Annotated in this window: 22 protein-coding genes and 1 riboswitch; of the genes, 12 read left to right on the forward strand and 10 right to left on the reverse strand. The window is 67.6% G+C overall.

Translation table 11 applies throughout. The features are described from left to right. Positions 1-64: 64 nt before the first annotated feature. A riboswitch (S-adenosyl-L-homocysteine riboswitch) is annotated at positions 65-156 on the forward strand. 22 nt (positions 157-178) lie between these two features. The 3 genes from metH to ACFTSF_RS15685 all read left to right on the forward strand — a co-directional run bounded on the left by metH (position 179) and on the right by ACFTSF_RS15685 (position 5294). Beyond that, positions 179-3817: a methionine synthase gene (metH, locus tag ACFTSF_RS15675; RefSeq protein WP_380154415.1), complete on the forward strand. Its 3639-nt coding sequence runs from the start codon at positions 179-181 to the stop codon at positions 3815-3817. An 87-nt stretch (positions 3818-3904) separates the two neighbouring features. After that, positions 3905-4393 carry a GNAT family N-acetyltransferase gene (locus ACFTSF_RS15680; protein ID WP_380154416.1) on the forward strand — a complete coding sequence of 163 codons (489 nt, stop codon included), beginning with the start codon at positions 3905-3907 and terminating at the stop codon, positions 4391-4393. Positions 4394-4454: 61 nt separating this feature from the next. Beyond that, the gene (locus ACFTSF_RS15685) at positions 4455-5294 is read left to right on the forward strand and encodes an HAD family acid phosphatase (RefSeq protein ID WP_380154417.1); all 840 of its coding nucleotides are present in this window, start codon (positions 4455-4457) and stop codon (positions 5292-5294) included. On the opposite strand, the gene ACFTSF_RS15690 is transcribed toward ACFTSF_RS15685, so the two are convergent. After that, positions 5282-6319, reverse strand: coding sequence for a helix-turn-helix transcriptional regulator (locus tag ACFTSF_RS15690; protein WP_344145217.1), 1038 nt, complete (start codon positions 6317-6319; stop codon positions 5282-5284). The genes ACFTSF_RS15685 and ACFTSF_RS15690 overlap by 13 nt on opposite strands. A 118-nt stretch (positions 6320-6437) precedes the next feature. On the opposite strand from ACFTSF_RS15690, the gene ACFTSF_RS15695 reads away from it, so the two are divergent. Beyond that, the gene (locus tag ACFTSF_RS15695) at positions 6438-6794 is read left to right on the forward strand and encodes a nuclear transport factor 2 family protein (RefSeq protein ID WP_380154418.1); all 357 of its coding nucleotides are present in this window, start codon (positions 6438-6440) and stop codon (positions 6792-6794) included. A 1-nt stretch (position 6795) separates the two neighbouring features. On the opposite strand, the gene ACFTSF_RS15700 is transcribed toward ACFTSF_RS15695, so the two are convergent. Next, positions 6796-7461, reverse strand: coding sequence for a TetR family transcriptional regulator (locus tag ACFTSF_RS15700; protein WP_380154419.1), 666 nt, complete (start codon positions 7459-7461; stop codon positions 6796-6798). 94 nt (positions 7462-7555) lie between these two features. Here ACFTSF_RS15700 and ACFTSF_RS15705 point away from each other — a divergent pair, with 94 nt between their 5' ends. Further along, complete coding sequence (locus ACFTSF_RS15705) at positions 7556-8485, forward strand: SDR family oxidoreductase (RefSeq protein WP_380154420.1); 930 nt, start codon at positions 7556-7558, stop codon at positions 8483-8485. Here the strand turns inward: ACFTSF_RS15705 and ACFTSF_RS15710 are convergent, their stop codons facing one another. Further along, positions 8486-10486, reverse strand: a complete 2001-nt coding sequence (locus ACFTSF_RS15710) for a DUF4157 domain-containing protein (RefSeq protein ID WP_380154421.1) — start codon at positions 10484-10486, stop codon at positions 8486-8488. A gap of 91 nt (positions 10487-10577) precedes the next feature. Here ACFTSF_RS15710 and ACFTSF_RS15715 point away from each other — a divergent pair, with 91 nt between their 5' ends. Further along, positions 10578-11339, forward strand: a complete 762-nt coding sequence (locus tag ACFTSF_RS15715; protein WP_380154422.1) for a class I SAM-dependent methyltransferase — start codon at positions 10578-10580, stop codon at positions 11337-11339. Here ACFTSF_RS15715 and ACFTSF_RS15720 read toward each other — a convergent pair. Continuing rightward, positions 11324-11854 carry a GNAT family N-acetyltransferase gene (locus ACFTSF_RS15720; RefSeq protein ID WP_380154423.1) on the reverse strand — a complete coding sequence of 177 codons (531 nt, stop codon included), beginning with the start codon at positions 11852-11854 and terminating at the stop codon, positions 11324-11326. The two genes, ACFTSF_RS15715 and ACFTSF_RS15720, sit on opposite strands and share 16 nt — an antisense overlap. Before the next feature lie 60 nt (positions 11855-11914). On the opposite strand from ACFTSF_RS15720, the gene ACFTSF_RS15725 reads away from it, so the two are divergent. Further along, entirely contained in the window at positions 11915-12208 is a 294-nt protein-coding gene (locus ACFTSF_RS15725; RefSeq protein ID WP_380154424.1) for a YciI family protein, read from the forward strand. On the opposite strand, the gene ACFTSF_RS15730 is transcribed toward ACFTSF_RS15725, so the two are convergent. Together ACFTSF_RS15730 and ACFTSF_RS15735 are read right to left on the reverse strand one after the other, a co-directional pair. Next, positions 12205-12756 (reverse strand): dihydrofolate reductase family protein, encoded by a 552-nt coding sequence (locus ACFTSF_RS15730; RefSeq protein ID WP_344145233.1) that lies wholly within the window; start codon positions 12754-12756, stop codon positions 12205-12207. The genes ACFTSF_RS15725 and ACFTSF_RS15730 overlap by 4 nt on opposite strands. Before the next feature lie 30 nt (positions 12757-12786). Next, complete coding sequence (locus ACFTSF_RS15735) at positions 12787-14214, reverse strand: chondroitinase-B domain-containing protein (RefSeq protein WP_380154425.1); 1428 nt, start codon at positions 14212-14214, stop codon at positions 12787-12789. A 220-nt stretch (positions 14215-14434) separates the two neighbouring features. Between ACFTSF_RS15735 and ACFTSF_RS15740 the strand changes: the two genes are divergently transcribed. The 5 genes from ACFTSF_RS15740 (at position 14435) to ACFTSF_RS15760 (ending at position 18371) form a co-directional block, all read left to right on the forward strand. Then, positions 14435-15262 carry an SAM-dependent methyltransferase gene (locus ACFTSF_RS15740; protein ID WP_380154426.1) on the forward strand — a complete coding sequence of 276 codons (828 nt, stop codon included), beginning with the start codon at positions 14435-14437 and terminating at the stop codon, positions 15260-15262. A 72-nt stretch (positions 15263-15334) separates the two neighbouring features. Further along, positions 15335-16222, forward strand: coding sequence for a hypothetical protein (locus tag ACFTSF_RS15745; protein ID WP_380154427.1), 888 nt, complete (start codon positions 15335-15337; stop codon positions 16220-16222). Further along, a complete protein-coding gene (locus ACFTSF_RS15750; protein WP_380154428.1) occupies positions 16219-16590 on the forward strand; it encodes a YciI family protein in 372 nt (123 codons plus the stop codon). Before ACFTSF_RS15745 ends, ACFTSF_RS15750 begins: the two co-directional genes overlap by 4 nt. Before the next feature lie 113 nt (positions 16591-16703). Then, complete coding sequence (locus ACFTSF_RS15755) at positions 16704-17285, forward strand: adenylate kinase (RefSeq protein ID WP_380154429.1); 582 nt, start codon at positions 16704-16706, stop codon at positions 17283-17285. A 30-nt stretch (positions 17286-17315) separates the two neighbouring features. Further along, positions 17316-18371 carry a biotin/lipoate A/B protein ligase family protein gene (locus tag ACFTSF_RS15760; RefSeq protein WP_380154430.1) on the forward strand — a complete coding sequence of 352 codons (1056 nt, stop codon included), beginning with the start codon at positions 17316-17318 and terminating at the stop codon, positions 18369-18371. Position 18372: 1 nt separating this feature from the next. Here ACFTSF_RS15760 and ACFTSF_RS15765 read toward each other — a convergent pair whose 3' ends face one another. From ACFTSF_RS15765 to ACFTSF_RS15780, 4 genes are all read right to left on the reverse strand, one after another. Beyond that, positions 18373-19002: a dihydrofolate reductase family protein gene (locus ACFTSF_RS15765; RefSeq protein WP_380154431.1), complete on the reverse strand. Its 630-nt coding sequence runs from the start codon at positions 19000-19002 to the stop codon at positions 18373-18375. Between the two features lie 66 nt (positions 19003-19068). Further along, a complete protein-coding gene (locus tag ACFTSF_RS15770) occupies positions 19069-19584 on the reverse strand; it encodes a DUF1707 domain-containing protein (protein ID WP_380154432.1) in 516 nt (171 codons plus the stop codon). After that, positions 19581-20255 (reverse strand): PadR family transcriptional regulator, encoded by a 675-nt coding sequence (locus ACFTSF_RS15775; RefSeq protein ID WP_344145250.1) that lies wholly within the window; start codon positions 20253-20255, stop codon positions 19581-19583. The genes ACFTSF_RS15770 and ACFTSF_RS15775 overlap by 4 nt, the downstream gene beginning before the upstream one ends. A gap of 134 nt (positions 20256-20389) precedes the next feature. Further along, a complete protein-coding gene (locus ACFTSF_RS15780) occupies positions 20390-21109 on the reverse strand; it encodes a DUF2993 domain-containing protein (protein WP_380154433.1) in 720 nt (239 codons plus the stop codon). Positions 21110-21113 lie beyond the last annotated feature (4 nt).

The raw sequence follows: 21113 nt of genomic DNA on the forward strand, positions 1-21113 counted from the left end.
GGCTGTCTCGTACGCTGGACATTGAGGCAGTCATCCTGCTGTGACGCCGCTAACATGGTGCGACCGGCTCGAGAGGCGCTGCAACGGATCTTCGCGATCCGCCACGCTCGGGTGGGGCCTCGTTGGGGAGGCACGTTGCAAGGGCGCCTCCGGAGCGAATCTGGAGGTGACGCGACGGATGAGAATTGACCGGGGCGGCGGGGTGGGGCAAGCAGCAAGCACAGCGAGACTTCGGGAGTTGTTGTCCGAGCGGGTGGCGGTGCTCGACGGTGCCTGGGGCACGATGTTGCAGGGCGCCAAGCTGACCACCGAGGACTATCAAGGTGACCGTTTTCGCGATCACACGCATGACGTCACCGGCGACCCCGACCTGCTGATTCTGACCCGTCCGGACCTGATTCTCGACGTCCACCGGCAGTACCTCGCGGCCGGTGCCGACATCACCACCACGAACACCTTCACCGCGACGAGCATCGCGCAGGCCGACTACGGCCTGGAGGCGTACGTCCACGAGATGAACGTGCGCGGCGCGCAGCTCGCCCGGCAGGCGGCTGACGAGTTCGGTGACCGGTTCGTCGCCGGATCGATCGGCCCGCTGAACGTGACGCTGTCGTTGTCCCCCAAGGTCGACGACCCGTCGTACCGGGCAGTCACCTTCGAGCAGGTCAAGGCGACGTACGCCGAGCAGATCGCGGCACTGGCCGAGGGCGGCGTCGATCTGCTGCTGATCGAGACCATCTTCGACACCCTGAACTGCAAGGCCGCGATCGCCGCTGCCCAGGAGGTTGCGCCGCACCTGCCGTTGTGGATCTCGGTAACGATCGTCGACCTGTCCGGCCGCACGCTGTCCGGGCAGACCGTCGAGGCGTTCTGGAGTTCGATCGAGCACGCCGACCCGCTCGTCGTCGGCGTCAACTGCGCGCTCGGCGCGGCCGAGGCGCGTCCGCATGTCGCCGACCTGTCCCGCTTCTCCGACACGTTCGTCGCGGCGCACCCGAATGCGGGCCTGCCGAACGCCTTCGGTGGGTACGACGAGACTCCGGACCAGACGGCTGGTTTGTTGCACGAGTTCGCCGAATCGGGCCTGGTCAACATCGTCGGCGGTTGTTGTGGGACGACACCGGCGCACATCGCCCAGATCGCGACCGCGGTCAAGGGCCTGCCGCCGCGGCCCGTCGTACCGACTGATCACACCACGCGGTTCTCCGGCCTGGAGCCGTTCAAGATCAGCGCCGACACCGGCTTCGTGATGATCGGTGAGCGGACCAACGTGACCGGGTCGGCGCGGTTCCGCCGGCTGATCGAGGGGGACAACCACCAGGCCGCGGTCGACGTGGCGCTGGAGCAGGTCCGCGGTGGCGCGAACCTGCTGGACGTCAACATGGACGCCGACCTGCTGGATTCCGAGCAGGCGATGACCACGTTCCTGAACCTGATCGCGACCGAGCCCGAGGTGGCCCGGATCCCGATCATGATCGACAGCTCGAAGTGGTCCGTGCTCGAGGCCGGCCTGAAATGCGTGCAGGGCAAGGGCGTCGTCAACTCGATCAGCCTGAAGGAGGGCGAGGAGGAGTTCCTCGACCGCGCCCGGCGGATCATGTCGTACGGCGCGGGTGCGGTCGTGATGGCGTTCGACGAGCAGGGGCAGGCAGACACGGTTGAGCGCAAGGTGGCGATCTGCGGCCGTGCGTACGACTTGCTGACCGGGATCGGTTTCCCGGCCGAGGACATCATCTTCGACCCGAACGTGCTGGCCGTCGCGACCGGTATGTCCGAGCACAACGGCTACGCGAAGAACTTCATCGACGCGCTGCCGTTGATCAAGGAACGCTGTCCGGGTGTGCACATCAGCGGCGGTATCTCGAACCTGTCGTTCTCGTTCCGTGGCAACGACATCGTCCGCGAGGCGATGCACTCGTCGTTCCTGTACCACGCCGGCAAGGTCGGCCTGGACATGGGAATCGTGAACGCCGGTCAGCTGGCGGTCTACGAGGACATCCCGAAGGACCTGCTGGAGCTGGTCGAGGACGTCATCTTCGATCGCCGTGACGATGCGACCGACCGGTTGGTTTCGTTCGCCGAGAACGTGAAGGGCAAAGGCACCAAGCGCGAGGTCGACCTGAGCTGGCGCGAGGGGACAGTCGAGTCGCGGCTGTCGCACGCGCTCGTGCACGGGATCGTCGACTTCATCGAGGCCGACACCGAGGAGGCCCGGCAGAAGCTGCCGCGGCCGCTCGAAGTGATCGAGGGCCCGCTGATGGACGGGATGAAGGTGGTCGGCGATCTGTTCGGCGCCGGCAAGATGTTCCTGCCGCAGGTGGTGAAGAGTGCGCGGGTGATGAAGCGTTCGGTCGCGTATCTCGAGCCATACATGGAGGCGGAGAAGGAGCAGGCCCGGCTGGAGGGTCGCGCCGAGGCCGTCCGCGGTCAGGGCAAGGTCGTGCTGGCAACCGTCAAGGGCGATGTCCACGACATCGGCAAAAACATCGTCGGTGTGGTGCTGGGCTGCAACAACTACGAGGTCATCGATCTCGGTGTAATGGTGCCTGCGGCAAAGATTCTCGACACGGCTATTGCCGAAGGCGCCGATGCGGTTGGGCTGTCCGGCCTGATCACGCCGTCGCTGGACGAGATGGTTGCGGTGGCCAGTGAGATGCAGCGCCGCGGACTCAAGCTGCCGCTGCTGATCGGTGGCGCGACCACGTCGAAACAACACACTGCGGTTCGCATCGCTCCGGCGTACGAAAAGACGACCGTGCACGTGCTGGACGCGTCTCGGGTGGTCGGCGTGGTGTCGGATCTGCTGGACGACGACCGGGCCGAAGCGCTTGCCATCAGCAACGCTGCGGACCAGGAGCGGCTGCGTGAGCAGCACGCCAACAAGCAGCGCGCACCGCTGCTGACCGTCGAGCAGGCTCGCGCGAACTTCGAGCCGGTCGAGCACGGTACGCCGCCGGTGCCGACATTCACGGGATTGCGCCGGGTGTCGCCGAGCATCGAGACGCTGCGGGCGATGGTCGACTGGCAGTTCCTCTTCCTGGCTTGGGAATTGAAGGGTAAGTACCCGGCGATCCTGGACCAGCCGGTAGCGCGCGATCTCTTCGACGACGCGAACACGTTGCTCGACGAGATCGTTGCCAACGGCTCCTTCACGGCTGAGGGCGCGTACGGTTTCTGGCCGGCGCACAGCGAGGGTGACGACATCCTGCTGGACGGTCTGGGTGTCTCGTTCCCGATGCTGCGGCAGCAGACCGAGAAGCCGGCCGGTCGGCACAACCGGTGCCTGGCCGACTATGTGGCACCGGCGGATGACTACCTCGGTGGTTTCGGGGTGGCGATCCACGGGGCCGAGGCGCTGGCGGCGACGTACGAGGCGAAGAACGACGACTACCGCGCGATCATGGTGAAGGCGCTGGCCGACAGGCTCGCCGAAGCGTTCGCCGAGTGGATCCACCTGGAGGCGCGGAAGGCGTGGTTCGAGCCGGATGCCGAGCCGCTGCTGGAGGACCTGCACGCGGAGCGGTTCCGCGGGATCCGGCCGGCGCTCGGGTACCCGGCGAGCCCGGATCACAGCGAGAAGCGCGAGCTGTTCGAGCTGCTCGAGGCCGACAAGCTGGGGCTGGCGCTCACCGAGTCCTTCGCGATGACCCCGGCGGCGGCGGTCTCCGGTCTGATCTTCCAGAACCCGGCTGCGCGGTACTTCAGCGTCGGCCGGCTGGGCAAAGACCAGATCGAGGACTACGCGCGGCGCCGCGGGGAAACCGTCGAGGAAATCGAGCGCTGGCTCCGCCCGAACCTCGCCTACGACCCCGACTAACTGGCTCGGTCCGACCTGGGCCGGCCAGCTCCTTCCCGACCGGCCGGCTCCTTCCGACTGGCCTGGTCCGGAACTAGCCTGAGCGACATGACCGTGATTGTGCGCCCAGCTGTTGCTGCTGACTCCGACGCTATTGCGTCCATCTGGCATCTCGGCTGGGCCGACGGTCATCACGGGCACGTGCCAGACGAGCTGGTCGCGATCCGCACCAAGGAGTCGTTCTGGACTCGTGCCGCGGACCGGATCGGCGACGCTACGGTCGCGGTCGTGGGTGACGACATCGCCGGGTTCGTGATGGTCGTCGACGACGAGGTCGAGCAGGTCTACGTCTCGCGAGACCACCGCGGTTCGGGTGTGGCCGGCATCCTGCTCACCGAGTCCGAGCGGCAGGTCGCGGCCAACGGACACAAGGAAGCCTGGCTGGCGGTCGCGACCGGCAACGCCCGTGCCCGCCGGTTCTACGAGCGCTGCGGATGGACCGACGGTGGTCCCTTCGACTACCCAGCGTCAGTCGAGCGCGGCACCCTCCCGATCCCGTGCCATCGCTACGTCAAAGCCGTGACATCTGTCAGCTGAGTCGCACCCCGGACGGGTTTAGGTTGCAGAAGCAAGCCAACTCGTTCTGGGAGAGGTCATCATGGGTATCCGCATCTCGCGGCGGATGGTTGCCGTCGGTACGGCGGCAGTCGCGCTGACGTCGGTGGTCGGTGGGGTCGCGTACTCGGCGGGAGTCGCGACCAAGCAGCCGGCCATTCAGACGTCGACACCGCACAGTGAACGCAATGTCACGAATATCGACGTACTGCGGCAGCAACTGCGGAACTACTACGGCGATCCGCTCGGATCCGGGACATTCGGTGCCGACAGCAACTATGCGCGCGAGGCCGGCTCGGTGGCCAAGGCGGGACAGCGGTGGATCTCGGCGCAGCACCACACCAAGAAGACCAAGGCGATCCTGCTCGACGTCGACGACACCTCGCTCGCCACGTGGAACTACGAGATCGCGAGCAACTGGGCGTACAACCCGACGACCAATGCTGATTACGTGCTGGGGCAGAAGTTCCCCGCCGTACCGGGCATGGTGGACCTGGTGAAGACCGCTGAGCGAGAGGGATATGCGGTCTTCTTCCTCACCGGCCGTGGTGCCGCGCAGGAGCAGGCGACGCTGGGCAACCTGACCGCGGACGGCGTCGGGATCGACGCCGGCTACCCGAAGCCGACCACTCTGCCGAACGGTGAGGACGGTCTGTTCACGAAGCCCGCGCTGGCGGACTACCCGGCGTACCTGAAGACGGCCTGTGCCGCAGACCCGAACGGCGCCTGTACGACGATCCACTACAAGTCGGCCACCCGCGCGCACATCGAGTCGCTGGGCTACGACATCGTCGCGAACTTCGGCGACCAGTACTCCGACCTCAAGGGTGGGTACGCCGACCGCACGTTCAAGCTGCCGAACCCGAACTACTACCTGCCCTGAGCAATCCGGCCGACCAGTTCGCGGCGGCTGCGGACACCGACCTTCGTGAAGATCGACTTCAGGTGACTCTGCACGGTGTGCGGTGACAGATGCAGCCGCCCGGCGATCTCGCGGGTGTCGTTGCCCTGCAGGATCAGCTCGGTCAGCTCCCGCTCGCGCGGGGTGAGCCCGTAGGCGGCCGAGATGAGAGGTGCGATCGACGGTACGGCGGCCGCCTGCAGGACCACTGCCACGCGCTGGTCCCAGGCGGTCTCCGCCGTCGCCGGAGCCGCGTGAACCTGGATCCACTGACCGGATTCGCCCAGCATCCGCGCGGTCGCCTCCTGGCCGGTGAGGCGGACCCGCTCGACGACGGAAACCACCTCGTACGGCAGCCGGTCGGCGGTCACCGATCCCTCGAAGCCGAACTCCTCGAGCCAGCGCGCGGTCGACGGCGTATGTGACTCGACCCGGCGGTCGCTGTCGAACACCAGTACGCCGGGCCACAGATCCGCACCTGGTCCCGCGGCCCGTGCGTGCACACCTGCTGCCCGAAAGGACAAACCCAGCAGGGGCGCGATCACGTTGGCGAAATCGCGTTCCTCCGGGGTGAAATCGCCTTGGCGGAAGAACGAGGCACAGCCCCACGGAATGCCGTCCACGACGAACGCCGTCCGCAGTTCGCCGGTCATCCCGACTGGTTCGAGCAGAGCGACGTACCGGCTGCTTTTGCGCAGTTCGCCACCGGTCGCCTCGCTCAGGATCCCGGCGTGCCGGGGTGCCTTGAACAACGAGGCGAACGAGTTGTAATCGTCATACAGGTAAGCGATTTCGGCGATTTCCGCGGTCGGTGCCGGCATCTTCTCGGCCGAGTACCGGGTCTCGATCAGCGTGCTCGGATCCATCGCGTGCCAGCAGCTGCTGTCCCGCGGCAGTGCGCGGCGCAGGACCTGCTGGGCCTCGTCGAAGAGGTCGGCCAGCGGCAGCTTCGCGGCGGCCAGCGAGACCACCTGGTCGTAGGCGCGGAAGTGGGCAGCGTGGTTCACCTCTCGATGGTCACACACGCTCAGCCGGTGGCGATATCCCTTAAATGTGGCATGGCCGCCGGGCCCGGCGGCTGGTTAGCGTAACCGCGTTCGTACTTCGTCTTCCTTGGGGGAACCAATGCCTGAAGCAACCACCGTGTTCACCGCCGTCGACACGCAGGACTTCGACGCCTTCGCCGCGATGCTCGCCGACGAGTCGACGTTCGTGTTCGGCAACCAGGAGCCGTTCGTCGGGATCGAGGCGATCCTGGCCGGGAACGCGGCGTTCTTCACGGCGGTCCAACGGACCGAGCACCACATCAACCGGGTCTGGACGGTCGGCCCGACCACCCTCGCCGAGACCGACGTGACCTACACCCGCCTCGACGGCAAGGAGGTCACCCTCCCCGCGCTCAGCACCTGGGACGTCGACGAGGCCGGCCTGATCACCAGCTACCAGGTCTTCGCCGACCTCACCCCGGTCTTCGCCCCCTGATTCACCGCGGGAGTACGCCGGTCAGCAGCGTGGTGAGCTGCTCACGCAAGGTCGGCTCGAACTCCATGCGGAGGGGGGCTAGGGAGGGATCGGCGCAGAATGCGGCGAGCAGGGCCGGGGTGGGATGGGCGTGGGTCCAGACCGCCCCGGCCAGCATGCTTGCCGGTGGGATGAACCGCATCGCGCCCTCGCGCCCGATCTCGGGCAGCGCGATCGTGACCAGCTCGATCATCCGGTCGTAGCCCACGGCGGCCGATCGTTTGAAGGCCAGCGCCGTCTCGGTCGAGATGTTGCGCTCCAGGACCGACGCCTGACTGCTGATCAGGTCGCAGAGCACCGGGCGCGCGCTGATGGTGCTGACGACCACCTCGACCAGCAGGTCGGCACGCTCGGCGAGCGGTGCGGACGACGGCATCGCCGCGATCCCGGCGGCCAGGTCGTCCACCCAGGACGTCAGCTCGGTCGCCGACAGCTCCAGCAGCACGGCTTCGCGGGACTCGAAGTACTTGAGCACGTTCGACTTGGCCAGGCCGACGCGGCGGCTCAGCTCGTTCAGGCTGACGTCGTTGACCGGCATCTCGGTCAGCATCTCCGCGGCGGTGGCCAGGATCGCCTGGCGCCGGACCGCGCGCTGCTCCTCGCTGCGGGCGCGCTGGAAAGTCGTCACCGTCACATCCTACAGACCAACGGTCTGTTGTTATCGAACCAGCGGTCTGATAACGTCTTCCATAACAGACCATCAGTCTCTTATGGAGGATCCGATGTACGTCGTCCCCGACCAGACCGGCAAGCTCGCCGTCGTCACCGGTGCGAACAGCGGTACCGGCAAGGAAGCCACCAAGCGCCTGGCCGCGGCCGGCGCCCGGGTCGTGATGGCGGTCCGGACCGTCGCCAAGGGCGAGGCCGCCCGCGCCGAGATCCTCGCCGAGGTCCCCGGCGCCCAGCTCGAGGTCCGCCGCGTCGACCTGGCCGACCTGGCCTCGGTGCAAGAGTTCGCCGACGGCCTGATCGCCGACGAGTCGCACCTCGACCTGCTGGTCAACAACGCCGGCGTGATGCACCCGCCGAAGCGCTTCGGCACCACCGACGGCTTCGAGCTCCAGTTCGGCTCGAACTTCCTCGGCCCGTTCGCGCTCACCGTCCGCCTGCTACCGCTGGTGCTCGCCGCGCCCGCGCCGCGCGTCGTCACGATGAGCAGCGGTACGGCGAACTACGGCCGGATCCGCTGGGACGACCCGAACTGGCAGCAGCGCTACAACCCGTTCCTGGCCTACGCGCAGTCGAAACTCGCCGACCTGATGCTGAGCAACCACCTCGCCAAACTCGCGACCGACCGCAACTGGAACCTGCTCAGCGTCGCTGCTCACCCCGGTTACACCCGCACCAACCTCCAGACCGCGGGCGCTTCGCTCGGTAGCAACCGTTCGAGCGAACCCTTCATCAACCGCATCCTCGGCCCACTCCTGCCTTCCCAGGAAGTTGCCCAGGGCACCGAACCGCTGTTGTTCGCAGCCACCAGCCCCGAGGCCCAGCAAGGCGCGTACTACGGCCCGTCCGGAAGGTTCCACCTCGTCGGCCCGGCCGAACTCGCCAAGGCCCCGAAGCGCTCCCGCAACGAGTCCGACAACGCCCGCCTCTGGTCACTCGCCGAGTCCCTAACCGGCGTGGCCCTCCCGGCGAGAGTGGGCTGACTACTTCTGTGGACCGGCCCGATAGGCCTTGAGCGCGGCGACGGCTCGCTCGCGATAGGCCGTGATGACATCGGCGAGCGGATGCTCCTGCGAGGGATTGGCGATCAGCTTGTCGAGGGTGTCGTAGATCTCTTTCAGGCGCTCGTCGGCGACCGCCGCGTCCGGCGCGGTGATCACGGCCTTCATCTTGCCGGTGATCGAGCGGTCGGCGGCCACCGACAGCGCATGCGCGAACTCGAACTTGACCGTCTTCAGCTCGCCGAAGCCGTCGTGCTCGTGACCGGGCTGGTCCTTCGCGAGCAGTCCGTGCGCCTGCCGGTCGCCGAACTCGACCTGCTTCTTCTCGATCTCCTCGTCGAGCTTCTCAGCTGCGGTCCGCAACGCCAGTACGCCGGCGCGGCTGCCGAGCGCGCTGCCCAGACCGCCCACCAGGGCGCCCTTGGCTGCGCCGGTGAACGGTGCCCACATGTCGGGCTGGCCGAGACCGCGATCGAATCCGCGCTTGCCGCCGTCGTACATCGCCCCGGGCAGTCGCTTGACGACGTCGCCGGCCTGGTCGATCGCGCCCTTGAAGTCGTCGAGGAAGCTGTCGTGCTGCACCGGGGACTCGTCGCCGAGCTGGACCTGGTCCGGCTGCGGGGCGGCCTTGCTGCGGCCGGCGAGTTTGTCCACCAAGGGCATTTCGGCGTCGATCTCGTCGGCCGCACCACGGATCTTGTGCGACAGCGCATGCATGCTGTCGTCCGGGCCGAAGGTCGCGGTGGTCAGCCCGCTGAGCTTGTACTCCACCTCGTCGATCGCGATCTCGACGAAGTTCGAGTGTGACCAGAAGTCCTCCAGGGCATGGGATGCGCGCCCGATGAGGTCCAGGGCCTCCGGATCGATCACCGCGCCGGATCCAGCGCCGGCCCCGGCGGTACGTCGTACCTCGGCCGCGGTTTCGTCGGCGATCGCACCGGATGGCAGCCCGCCGATCATGGCCTTCGGCGCGTCCTTGTCGAGGACTGCGCGCATCGCTTTGGAGTGGTCCGCGGCGGCCGCGGTCCGGCCGCGAGCCAGCTCGGGGTGGGTGAGGCGTGCCGCGTTGAACAGCGTTTCCTTGATGTACTCGCGGGAGATGTACATGTGGGGCGGCAACCCACCAGTGTCCAAGGTGCCCAGCTCGGCGATCTTGTCGTTGGCCGCGGTCGCGGCCGGGTTGTCCATGTGCTCGTAGAACTTGTAACCGCCGTACGCCGATCCGGCGAACAGGCCGGCGGGATCGGCGACGCCCGCGTCGACGATCGCCTGGCAGGCGTTGTGGAATGCGGTGATCTCGGTGTTGGTGAGCCGACCATCCTTGGCGGCGACCTTGACTGCCTTCCATTCGAGGATCGCGTTGCCCAGGACCGGGTGGGCCTGGGAGAGGTCGCGTTCCCAGTTGGCGGCGTAGATCAGGCCGATCTCGTCCGGCGTGAAGCCGGAGCCTTCGAGGCCGTTGACGACCGAGGTGCGGTGGTAGCGGGGGTCGAAGTGCTGGACGGCCAGCTGTTTCGGGGCGGGGAGAGTGGCCAATGAGCCTGAGGTGGTTGTGCGGGAGTGGGCGATGGATTCGGCGCCGGCTTCCAGGGAGTCGTGGCCTCCGGGTGTGCCGGTGCTTTGCTGGACTACGTGACCTAGTTCGTGGGCGAGGACGTGGTCGCCGTGGGGTGTGCCGGGGGAGATTCCCGGCGCCAGGTGGACGTCGTGGCCTTCGGTGAGGCCGTGTACGCCGGCCGACGCGGCGCGGGTGCTGTCGCGGTGGATGGTGGTGGGGGAGAGGTCGAACCCGGTGACGCCTTCGACCTGGCTGCGGACGGTCGACTCGGGCGCGCTCATCATCGCGCCGGCGACCGCTGCGTTGCCGGCCAGGCGGCCGAGGTCTTGGATGCGGGACTGTTCCGGGGTCAGCGTTTCGGTCTCGTGGGTGTGGCCGACTGAGTTGCTGTCGAGCTCGTCGTCCTTCTCCGCCGACTTCCGCATCGCACCCCCTCCGCCCGGACTACCGACGGTAGCGGGGCGCCGACGTACGTCGTAAGAGACAAACGGGCATCGCAACCTGCACCCTGGGGTGATGAGCGAGTGGTCGTTTGGCGAGATCTACGAGTCGTATGTGGGCCGCTGGAGCCGGGTGGTTGCCGAGGAGTTCGTCGGCTGGCTCGACCAGCCCGCGGGTTTGCGCTGGCTGGACGTCGGGTGCGGGACGGGCGCGTTGACGAGCACGATCCTGCGGACGGCGAGTCCGGCCTCGGTCCTCGGTGTCGACCCCTCGGCCGGCTTCGTCGGGTACGCGCGCCAAACCATCCCGGACGCGACCTTCGAGGTCCGCGCGGCCGACAACCTCCCGGACGGCCCGTACGACGTGGCGGTGGCGGGCCTGGTCCTGAACTTCATCCCTGAGCGCGTCGAAGCACTCCGGCGGATGCGCGAAATCAGCACGACCGTCGCCGTCTACGTCTGGGACTACGCCGAGGGCATGCAGCTGATGCGGTACTTCTGGGACGCGGTGGTCGCCCTCCGCCCGCAGGATCGCGAGTACGACGAGGCTCCGCGCTTCCCGTTCTGTACGGCGGAAGGCCTGACCGGCCTGTTCACCGAGGCCGGGTTCGACGCGACCGAGACCCGGGCGATCGTCGTACCGACTGAGTTTGCGTCCTTCGACGACTACTGGCAGCCGTTCCTCGGCGGGCAGGGCGTCGGACCGGCGTACGTGCGCACGCTGGACGAGGCGGATCGCGATGCGTTGCGGGAGGACATCAGAGCTCGGTTGCCGATCGAGGCCGACGGGTCGATCCGGCTGACCGCACGAGCCTGGGCGGCTCAAGCGTCCAGGTAGTCACTCCGCAGCAGACCGAAGAGCAGGTCGTCGGTCCACTCACCCTTGATCCAGGTGTGCGACCGGCGCAGTCCCTCGCGTTGGAAGCCGACGCGCTCCAGCAGCCGCGCGGACGACGTGTTGCGGGCATCGCATTCGGCCGAGACGCGATGCAGGTTCTTCGCCGTGAACAGGTGATCGAGCAGCCCGCGCACGGCCTCGGTCGCATACCCCTTGCCCTGGTACGCCGGTGCGAGCGTGAACCCGAGCTCGGCCTGCATCAGGTTCTCGTCCAGGTGCAATCCGAGATCCCCGATCAGTACGCCGTCCAGGTCGACGGCGTACTGGAACCAGCCGGGCGCATCCGGATCGCCGTTGCCGAAGCCGGTGACCGTGGTGAGCGCCTCCGGCTCCCGGACCGGCGCCTCCCAGGACTGGAAGCGGGCGACCTCGGGATCCGATCGGTACGCCGCGAACGCGGCCGCGTCGCCGGGAGTGAAGCGGCGCAGCGTCAGCCGCTCGGTCTGCACGAACATGTCGCCATCATGTCAAACCACGGCCGCCGGCTCCGTCTGATTATTGAGAGGAGTATGCCGATGAGATTCCTGTTGATCGTGCACGGGGAAACTCGTGCTGACCTGCGCAGATCCGTCTTCGAGCAGGCCGCCCGCGAGGCCGGTGAACTGGTCGGCGGTGAGCTGCTGGCGCACCAGCAGCTCACCGTGACTGTGCCCGATCGGGCCGGACCCGAGGACATCGACGCGTACTACGTGATCGACGTCGAGAGCCCAGCGCGCGCAGTCGAGCTGGCCCGGCTGCTACCCGATGCCTGCCTCGAGGGCCGGTACGTCGAGATTCGCGCGATCATGCGGCCGGCCGGGGAGCTCTAACGCAGTACGTCGAACCACAGATTCGTCCCCGCGGTCGTGGATCGTGGTTGGAGGCGGACCGTGCGACCGCCCGGTTCGTCGAACACTCGGGTCCCGGCGCCGAGGAACACCGGCGCGATGATCAGCAGCACCTCGTCGAGTTCGCCGGCCGCGATGCACTGCCGGGCGATATCGGCGCCGATGACGTTGACATACTTGTCCCCGGCCGCCGCCTTCGCCATGGCGATTGCCTCAGGCAACTGATCGACGTACGTGACACCCGGTTCCGGCGTACTCGGCAGGCGGTGGGTGACCACGAAGAGCGGTCCGTCCCAACCGCCGCCGAACGCCTCGCCTTCACCGGGCTCACCCTTGTGCGGGTCGTCGCCGTCGTGCGAACGGCGGCCGACCAGGATCGACCCGATCCGCGGGATCAGCTCGGTGACCTCGGGGTTCGGGCCGAGATAGGGGCGCATCCACTGCATGTCCCCGTCCGGTCCGGTGATGAAGCCGTCGGCCGACATCGTCACCGAATACAGCAGCTTGGCCCTGCTCGCTCGTTTGTCCATAGTCGTTGAGACGAGCGAGCAGGCGAAAAGTCATCGCGAGGCGGGACCGACATCGGCCGGCGTCAGCGGACGTCGTACCGGGGTTGCGGTGCTGTATTCGTCGGCACCGACGTCCGCACGACCGGAACGAGCCTGGCCGTCGGCGTCCTGGGTCACCGACGGGTACGTGCGGCTCGCGGCATCGATCGCCGGGCTCCCCGCACCGAGACGCCGTACGCCGTCATTGCCCGCGACCAGCTTGGGGTCCTTGCGGGTGAAGCCGGAGGCCGGGATGTTCCCGTTGGCGGCCGTGCCCCAGAGGATGTTGCCCGACCAGGTGATGCCCTGCTGGTACGGCATCGACACCAACGAACCGGAGTCGCCGACGAGCAGGTTGTCGGCGATCGTGCAGCCAAGGGGTGGCAGGGTGCGCTGCGATTCGCCGCTGATCGCCGTACCGGAGGAGAGCACGGTGTTGAGGGCGATCGTCACCCGGTCCGGTGCGTCGTTGCCGCGGCGGCTCTCCGCGTCATCTTCCGGTTTGTGATCGCGGACGCTGCCGCTGCCCAGCACGATGCCGGAGCCGCCGACGCGCTCGACGTAGTTGTTCACGATCAGGTGATCGTTGCCGTAGATCCGGATTCCGTTGCTACCGGCAATAATAAAGTTGCCTTCGACCCGGGTCTTGTTGCCGTGCCGGAGCACGATGCCGCCGAGGCTGTTGCGAACCGTGTTGTAGCGAATGAAGTTCGCCGAGGATTTGACCGAGATCGCTTCCGGGTCGCCGTTCGCGCGTTCGAACAGGTTCTCCTCGACGATCGCGCCGGCATCGCTGAGCGAGCGGCCACTGAGACCGAGCCGGATCGGCTCACCGCCGTTGTCACCCGCGAAGGTGTGGTCGGAGAAGTAGTTCCGGACGATGCGGACACCACGGGCCATCCCGGCCGAGCCGGGGCCTTCGACGCCGAGGAAGACACCGAGCGTCGACTTGCCGTGGAAGTGGTTGCGCTCGACGACCGCGTTGTCGCCGCGAACCATCAGCCAGTGCATTCCCTCGACATCCGCGAGCTGAATGTCGTTGCGGCTGATCCGAATGTTCTTGCAGGTGGTCGGGATGTCCACGGTGGTCCGCTGCCGCAGCTTGAAACCACTCAATACGACGTACGCCGAATCGGTCAGCACGAAACCGCGGTCACCGGTGAGCGTGGCGCCGCCGGTCGATGCGGCTCGCACGGTGATCGGGGCGGCCGCCGTACCGCGGCGGCCCTGGACCGGGATGCCTTGACTGCCGGTGACGTTGTAGGTCCCGTCGGCGAGCACGATCTCGGCTCCGGGCTGGGCGGCGGCGATCGCGCGCCGGAGTTCGTCGACGGTCCGGACCTGGGTGGCCCGGGTACTGGCTCGCGCGGAGCTGGTCCCGCCGATGGCGGCGGTTGCGAGGGCGGCGGACAGGAAGGTACGGCGGCCGAGTGGTGGCATCGGGGTCTCCGGGGTTCGGGGCGGTGGAGGGGCGGCCAGTGTGTGGTCGGTTCGTGGTGGATGGCAAGCGCTTACCGTCGGGGTCGCCGGAATCTCCCGCGGGGTGGAAGATTCGGGGCCGGAGTTCCGCAACGCGCCCCCTTGGGAAGCCCGCGCTGGGTGCGCGGTAGCCTTCCGGCCACGTGGTCTTTTCGGATTGTGGAGCGAGGTGGTCGGGACGATGCCGGAGGGTGACGTCACGCGCCGGGTCGGGCCTGAGCTCGACCTGAACCGCCCGTCCGACGCCCGCATCTACGACCTGATGCTGGGCGGTAAGAACAACTTCGAGATCGACCGACAGGTCTTCGCGGAGCTGCTCAAGGTCGCCCCGGAGATCCCGCAGCTCGCCACCGAGAACCGCCGCTGGATCGCGGCCGCGATCAACCGGATGGCCGCGGCCGGCGTCCGCCAGTTCCTCGACCTCGGCTCCGGCCTCCCGGCCGAACGCAACCTGCACGACGAGGTGCTCGCCGCCGATCCCGCCGCGCGGACCGTGTACGTCGACAATGACGTGACCGCGATCGCGCACGGCCAGGCCCTGCTCGCGGACTACCGCAGTACCTTCTTCGCCGCCGCCGATCTCCTCGATCCGGCGATGGTCCTCGAGCACCCAACCGTGGTCGACGCGCTCGACCGCGACCGCCCGGTCGGCCTCATCTTCGGCCTCACCCTGCACACTCTCCCCGGCACCGACCAACTCCGGCAGCTCCTCGACGACTACCTGTCGCCGTTCCCTTCGGGCTCCTTCGTCGCCATCACCCACCCGATGAACCCCAACGACGGCAGCCGCCTGGCCGACTTCGCGACCTCGATCGAAGCCAAGTTCCGCGAGTACTTCCCGCGCCTACGCTTCCGCACCCGCGAAGAACTCACCGAGGCCCTGACCGATCTCGACATCCTCGACCCCGGCATCGTCGACCTGGCCCACTGGTGGCCCACCGGCCAGCAAAACCTCAGCCCCACCGGCGCCGCCCGCCTAATCCTCGGCGCCCTCGCCCGCAAGCCGTAATTCGGTGGTGCGGCCGGTGTCCGCGATCGATGATGGGCACATGCCTGTCCGCTGACTGATCGCTTGGCGCCGATGCCTGACCTTGAGATCGCATGTGATGAATCCGGGTTCTCCGGATCCAATCTGCTCGACCCGGTTGCGCCGGTCATCACTCATGCGTCCGTTGATCTGACGGTGGCCGAGGCGGCTGAGCTTCTTGGTGGCGTCCGGGTGCGGACCAGCAAGGAGTACAAGTCGAACCGTCTGTTGCGCCCTGACCAACGGCCTGTGCTCAAGCGGTTTCTCAGCGCACTCAGTGGGCGGGCGCACGTGCATGTGATCGACAAGACGTCGTACGTCGCGACTCGGGTGCTCGAGTTGTTCACGGGCGAGCCGTCGTACGGCGATGGGACGCGACTCGGCCGGGATCTGGATGTCGGCGTACTGCGGTCGCGGACCGAGTTCCTCGACTCGTTTCTGGTGCTGGCTCGGACCAAGCGGTTGCGGCTGCTCGATCATGGCGCGATCGACCGGTTCTTCGGGTTCCTTCCGGAGGAACTGCGTGGGTTGTCGCGAAGCCGGGTCGAGGAGACGTTGCTGCGGTTGATCGAGGATGATCCGGCGATTCCGCCGCCGCTGGAACCGATGGTCCCGGCGTTGGCGGAGACCGCGCTGTTCTGGAGCGCCGGGGAGCGGTCGATCAAAGTGGTGCACGACGAGCAGAGTGCGCTGACCCCGCATCGAGTCGCTCGACTGGCCGGGTACCTCGCCACGGCCGTCGTACCGGCTCCGCCGCCGTTGGCCGGGGTGCGGCAGGTTGATTCGCGGCTGGATCCGCGGGTGCAGGTGGCCGATCTGTTGGCCGGGGTGGCGCGGCGCGCGGCCGAGGTCCCGGGGCTGGCAGAAGTTCTTGGCGCAGAATGTCGAGGGCTGATCACCGGCGCCGACGTCGCGGGTATCCAACCAAGGAGGATGTCGTGAAGTACGTGATCCTGATCCACTCCAACCCGCAGCCGTGGGGCCACCCGACCATCGACTTCACCGAGGTCGGCCGGGCGATCCCGGCCGACGAGCGGGCCGCGATGGGCAAGGAGTTCGAGGAGATGCTGACCGAGCTGTCGGAGTCCGGTGAGCTGGTCTCCGGGCAGGCGCTCGGCCCGGCCGCCGGCGCGAAGCTGTACCGGACCGGTCTCAACGGCCGGGTCACCACCGACGGTCCGTACGCGGAGGCGAAGGAGCACCTGGCCGGGTTCTTCCTGATCGACGTGGACTCCGAGGAGCGCGCCGACGCCATCGCCCAGCGGTTCGCTGGGCCCGGCGACACCATCGAGCTCCGCGCAACAATGTGACGCGGTAATTTAATTCCCAATCCGGCACCGGGCCGGACGTGACGTACGCCGTACCGCAACGCGCCTGACTCACCTAAAGTGGTCGAACTTACCGAGAGTCAGGAGGCGACGCAGTGACGACTGTCGTCCTGATGGGCCCACCCGGTGCCGGCAAGGGCACTCACGCCGGGACACTGGCCGGCGAAGTCGCCGTGCCGGCGATCTCGACCGGCGACATCTTCCGGGCACACGTTGCCGCCGGGAGCGCGCTCGGCCGAACCGCGCAGCAGTACGTCGACTCCGGAGCGTATGTGCCGGACGAGGTGACGAACGCGATGGTCCGCGAGCGGCTCGCCGAGGAGGACGCCCGCTCCGGCTTCCTGCTGGACGGATACCCGCGCACTCTCGACCAGGCCGCCGTACTGGACGACTTACTCGCTGCACAGGGTCGCGACCTGACTGCAGTCATCGTGCTCCGCGTCGACCGCGAATCGCTCGTGCAGCGGCTGTTGCGACGGGCGCTGATCCAAGGGCGGTCCGACGACTCCGAGGACGTCATCCGCCGCCGCCTCGAGGTGTACACCGAGCAGACGCTCCCGCTCATCACCTTGTACGGCGGCCGCGGCCTCGTGCACGAGATCGACGGCAACGGCGACATCGACGCGGTCCGCGAGCGCATCCTGCAGGTCACCTACACCTTCACCCCCGCCAGTTGACGGAACATCCCATCCGGCAGGTGGGTTGTGATGGGTATGCATGGTGAGTACAAGGTGCCGGGTGGGAAGCTGGTCGTAGCCGATCTGGATGTGGTGGGGGACCACGTTCGGAGTGCGCAGATCAGTGGGGACTTCTTCCTGGAGCCCGATGATGCGCTCGAGCGGATCAACGGGGCTCTGGCGGGATTGCCGGTGGTGACGCCGGCTGCGCAGGTGGCGGCTCGGGTGCGTGGCGTGCTCGGGGACGGCGTCGAGATGCTGGGGTTCTCGCCGGAGGCGGTCGCGGTTGCGGTACGGCGGGCTTTGACCGGCGCGACCGGTTGGCACGATCACAAGTGGCAGTTCGTGCATGACGTTCCGCGGGAGCCCGCGTTGCAGATGGCGCTGGACGAGGTGCTGACCGAGCAGGTCGGGTCGGGGGAGCGGCCGCCGACGTTGCGGGTGTGGGAGTGGGATCGCAATGCGGTCATCATCGGAAGCTTCCAGTCGCTGCGGAACGAGGTCGACCTCGACGGCGCGGTGCAGAACGACGTGACAGTGGTACGGCGGATCTCCGGCGGCGGCGCCATGTTCGTCGAACCAGGGAACACGATCACTTACTCGCTCTATGTCCCCGAATCCCTGGTGTCCGGGCTCTCGTTCGTCGAGTCGTACGCGTTCCTCGACGACTGGGTCATCGGCGCGCTCAACGACCTCGGTATCGCGGCGACGTACCAGCCGATCAACGACATCACGTCGCCGGCCGGGAAGATCGCGGGTGCTGCGCAGAAGCGGTTCGCGGGTGGCGCCGTACTGCATCACGTGACGATGGCCTATGACATGGATGCGACGAAGATGCTGCAGGTACTGCGGATCGGTCGCGAGAAGCTGTCCGACAAGGGCACGACCAGTGCCAACAAGCGGGTCGATCCGCTGCGCAGCCAGACCGGTCTCGACCGTCGCGAGGTGATCGACCGGATGGCCGCGTCGTTCAACACTCGCTACGGTCTGACCGACGGCACGATCGATGCCGACACTGTTGCCCGCGCAGAAGCCTTGGTAGCAACGAAGTTCGGCACCGACGACTGGCTCAACCGCGTGCCCTAGCTCAGCGACTGAGGTTGTAGAAGGTCGCGTTCCCGATCGGGTAGGTCTTGACCACCTGGAAGTCGCGCAGCGCGGCCGCGACGTCGTCGGTCAGCAGACGCTCGCCTTCGCCGATCAGGATCGGTGAGACGCCGAGGTCGAGCTCATCGATGAGACCGGCCAGCAGGTACTGGCGAACGGTCGACGCGCCACCGCCGATGATGACGTCCTGATCGCCGGCTGACTCCTTCGCCCGATCGAGTACGACGTCGATCGGCGCGCTGGTGAAGTGGAACGTCGTACCGCCCTCCATCGTCACCGACGGACGCTCGTGGTGCGTGAGGATGAAGGTGTCGTGGTGGTACGGCGGGTTGTCGCCCCACCAGCCTGTCCACGACTCGTCCGCCCACGGACCGCGGTGCGGACTGAACATGTTCCGGCCCATGATGGTGGCGCCGGCCTGCTCGTGGAACCGCTGCAGCTGGTCGGCCTCGGGGCCGCCGCGGCCGCTGTCCCGCTCCACCATCGCGGATTCGTACCAGGCATGCAGTCCTTCGGTGTTGTCGCCGAACGGCTCGTCCATCCGCTGGTTCAGCCCGGACGAGAATCCGTCGATGCTGACCGTGAAGTTGGCTACTCGTACCTTGCCCATGACCTGCTCCTTCCGAGGGTTTCTTGCTTACACCCCTCGGTCGGAGCCGTCACGAGCACTTTGACATCAGGTGGAGAAGTTTCTGCCGGGCCCCCTGAAATGGCCGCGGTGGTGATGCCGGCGGCGGTGCATGCTGCTGAAGATCGCGACCCAGAACACGCCCCACAACAGCCAGGGGGCGGTCAGTGTGACCGCGGTGATGACCAGGCCGACCATCAGGAACGGCACCAGCATCAGGAACGGCGGTGGCATCGTGAACTGCTGCGGTCGGCCCGGTCGCTGCGCGATCTGCAGCTCGCCCGGCTGCGGCAGGTCCTCGAAGAGCGGTTCCAGGTCGTCGACGTACCGGGCTCGAGTAGCAGTCTCGCTGCGCTCCTCGAACTCGTCCTGCGTCAGCCGACCGGCCACGAAGTGCTCACCGAGCAACTCCACCGCCCGGTCCCGCTCCGAGTCCCCGATCCGCACTGCCCGGCGGGCAGCCCGCGCACCTCGGTCGTCCCGGTCCTGCCGACCCGACCGCACCGATCGCAACGGCCGGTCCTGCTCGTACCACTCAGGGCCTTGCCATTGGGGTGTACTCATCGCTCTTCGTCCGCCGGTCGATCGTCAGCGAGGATGCCGTAAAGCTTCCGCCGCAGGTCAGCGACCGCGTCCTTCGCCGCAGCCTGCTGCTCCGGGGTTCCGGTCGAGATGATCTGCCACATCGCCGCGGCGACCTGACCGAGCATCGGCTTCAATCCGTTGTCGTCGGCCTCCGTGGGCGCGCTCATCGCCTCCCAGGGCGCCGCGACCTCGTCGGCGTGCTCGGCGACGTACGCCCGGCCCTCGTCGGTCAGGGTGAACGTCCGCCGCCCGGTCTCGGCGTCGGCCGTCACCAGGCCCTCGTCCTCGAGCTGCTGCAGCGTCGGGTAGATCGAGCCGGGGCTCGGCTTCCACGCGCCGCCGCTGCGCTCGGCGATCTCCTGGATGATCTGGTAGCCGTTCATCGCCTGCTCGGCCAGTACGGCGAGGATCGCCGCCCGGACGTCGCCCCGCCGCGCCTTCGGTCCGCGCGGTCCCCAGGGTGGCGGCCCGAAGTGCTGCCCGCCGCCGAACATCCACCCCGGGCCGGGGCCGAACCCCTGATGCCCGCGGTGCCCGCGCCGGCCGCCCATCGCGGTGTGCAGGTCGCGTTTGAGATTCTCGAAGAAGTCGTCACAGTTGCGCTCCGCGCGGGCCCAGGGCCAGCCGGCCGCGTACGCCGATCCCGTCATTCCGATCCACCATCCTTCAGGCTCCGATAGTTCGACGATATATCGCGAACGATCGGTACCCAACCCCTCTGAGGGATGAAAAACACCCACCGAACCCCTAAGGGTCCGATGGGTGCTCGGCAAGGGCAGGCGCTTCAGGTGTTCAGCTTGAGGTTCGCCGCCGTCGCGATCAGGACGACGTTGCCGTTCTCGACCGCGACCTCCTTGAGGGTGGCGTCGTACGGGAGCTTCGGCAGCGAGATGCCGCGGGCGAGCCGGGCCTTCAGCAGGTCACGGGCGGCCGCCGGTACGTCGCTGGAGATCTCGTCGACCGTCAGCGCGACCCGGCCGTTCTTCGCGGTCGGGGTGACGGCGACGTCGAAGTCGAACGTACCCAGCGTCAGCTTGGCTCGCAGTTTGTCGCCGACAGCCTCCATCTTCAGCCCGCCCAGCCCGGTGCCGCGGGCGGCCAGCTTCGCGACCTCGGCCGGCGAGAGCGCCAGCCGGATGTCGGTGCTGTCCACAGTGACCGCCGCGTCGCCGCCGGTGACCACAGCCCGCGGGACGTGGACGCCGGTCATCTTCACCTCGAGGTTCTCGCCCGGCACGTCGGAGAAGGTCGGTTTCGTCATCGTCATCGTGACCGACGAGAACTCCTCCTTCGCCACCTGTGGCAGGAACCCGAATCCGCCGATCTGGACGGAGGTGTCCTGAGCGGTCAGGTCGTAGCGCGCCGCCTGCTGCTCGGCCATCGAGGCCAGCCGGTTCTCGGCGGCCCACGCAGCGGCCCGGTCGGCCGCTACCAGCAGCACTCCGAGCACGATCAGCGTGACGACCAGCCGCCGCACCCAGCGACGTGGATTCCTCGAACTCATCCCA

This window comes from Kribbella sp. NPDC056951 (genome assembly GCF_042674205.1).
Taxonomy (GTDB): domain Bacteria; phylum Actinomycetota; class Actinomycetes; order Propionibacteriales; family Kribbellaceae; genus Kribbella; species Kribbella yunnanensis.

What these genes read in the sequence shown, in the direction of transcription:
- ACFTSF_RS15775 (WP_344145250.1), bottom strand. Translation starts at nt 20,255, where the DNA reads ATGACGGGATCGGCGTACGCGGCCGGCTGGCCCTGGGCCCGCGCGGAG.
- ACFTSF_RS15715 (WP_380154422.1), top strand. Translation starts at nt 10,578, where the DNA reads ATGAGCGAGTGGTCGTTTGGCGAGATCTACGAGTCGTATGTGGGCCGC.
- metH (WP_380154415.1), top strand. Translation starts at nt 179, where the DNA reads ATGAGAATTGACCGGGGCGGCGGGGTGGGGCAAGCAGCAAGCACAGCG.
- ACFTSF_RS15765 (WP_380154431.1), bottom strand. Translation starts at nt 19,002, where the DNA reads ATGGGCAAGGTACGAGTAGCCAACTTCACGGTCAGCATCGACGGATTC.
- ACFTSF_RS15725 (WP_380154424.1), top strand. Translation starts at nt 11,915, where the DNA reads ATGAGATTCCTGTTGATCGTGCACGGGGAAACTCGTGCTGACCTGCGC.
- ACFTSF_RS15720 (WP_380154423.1), bottom strand. Translation starts at nt 11,854, where the DNA reads ATGTTCGTGCAGACCGAGCGGCTGACGCTGCGCCGCTTCACTCCCGGC.
- ACFTSF_RS15740 (WP_380154426.1), top strand. Translation starts at nt 14,435, where the DNA reads ATGCCGGAGGGTGACGTCACGCGCCGGGTCGGGCCTGAGCTCGACCTG.
- ACFTSF_RS15745 (WP_380154427.1), top strand. Translation starts at nt 15,335, where the DNA reads ATGCCTGACCTTGAGATCGCATGTGATGAATCCGGGTTCTCCGGATCC.
- ACFTSF_RS15760 (WP_380154430.1), top strand. Translation starts at nt 17,316, where the DNA reads ATGGGTATGCATGGTGAGTACAAGGTGCCGGGTGGGAAGCTGGTCGTA.
- ACFTSF_RS15730 (WP_344145233.1), bottom strand. Translation starts at nt 12,756, where the DNA reads ATGGACAAACGAGCGAGCAGGGCCAAGCTGCTGTATTCGGTGACGATG.
- ACFTSF_RS15685 (WP_380154417.1), top strand. Translation starts at nt 4,455, where the DNA reads ATGGGTATCCGCATCTCGCGGCGGATGGTTGCCGTCGGTACGGCGGCA.
- ACFTSF_RS15705 (WP_380154420.1), top strand. Translation starts at nt 7,556, where the DNA reads ATGTACGTCGTCCCCGACCAGACCGGCAAGCTCGCCGTCGTCACCGGT.
- ACFTSF_RS15735 (WP_380154425.1), bottom strand. Translation starts at nt 14,214, where the DNA reads ATGCCACCACTCGGCCGCCGTACCTTCCTGTCCGCCGCCCTCGCAACC.
- ACFTSF_RS15780 (WP_380154433.1), bottom strand. Translation starts at nt 21,109, where the DNA reads ATGAGTTCGAGGAATCCACGTCGCTGGGTGCGGCGGCTGGTCGTCACG.
- ACFTSF_RS15710 (WP_380154421.1), bottom strand. Translation starts at nt 10,486, where the DNA reads ATGCGGAAGTCGGCGGAGAAGGACGACGAGCTCGACAGCAACTCAGTC.
- ACFTSF_RS15695 (WP_380154418.1), top strand. Translation starts at nt 6,438, where the DNA reads ATGCCTGAAGCAACCACCGTGTTCACCGCCGTCGACACGCAGGACTTC.
- ACFTSF_RS15770 (WP_380154432.1), bottom strand. Translation starts at nt 19,584, where the DNA reads ATGAGTACACCCCAATGGCAAGGCCCTGAGTGGTACGAGCAGGACCGG.
- ACFTSF_RS15680 (WP_380154416.1), top strand. Translation starts at nt 3,905, where the DNA reads ATGACCGTGATTGTGCGCCCAGCTGTTGCTGCTGACTCCGACGCTATT.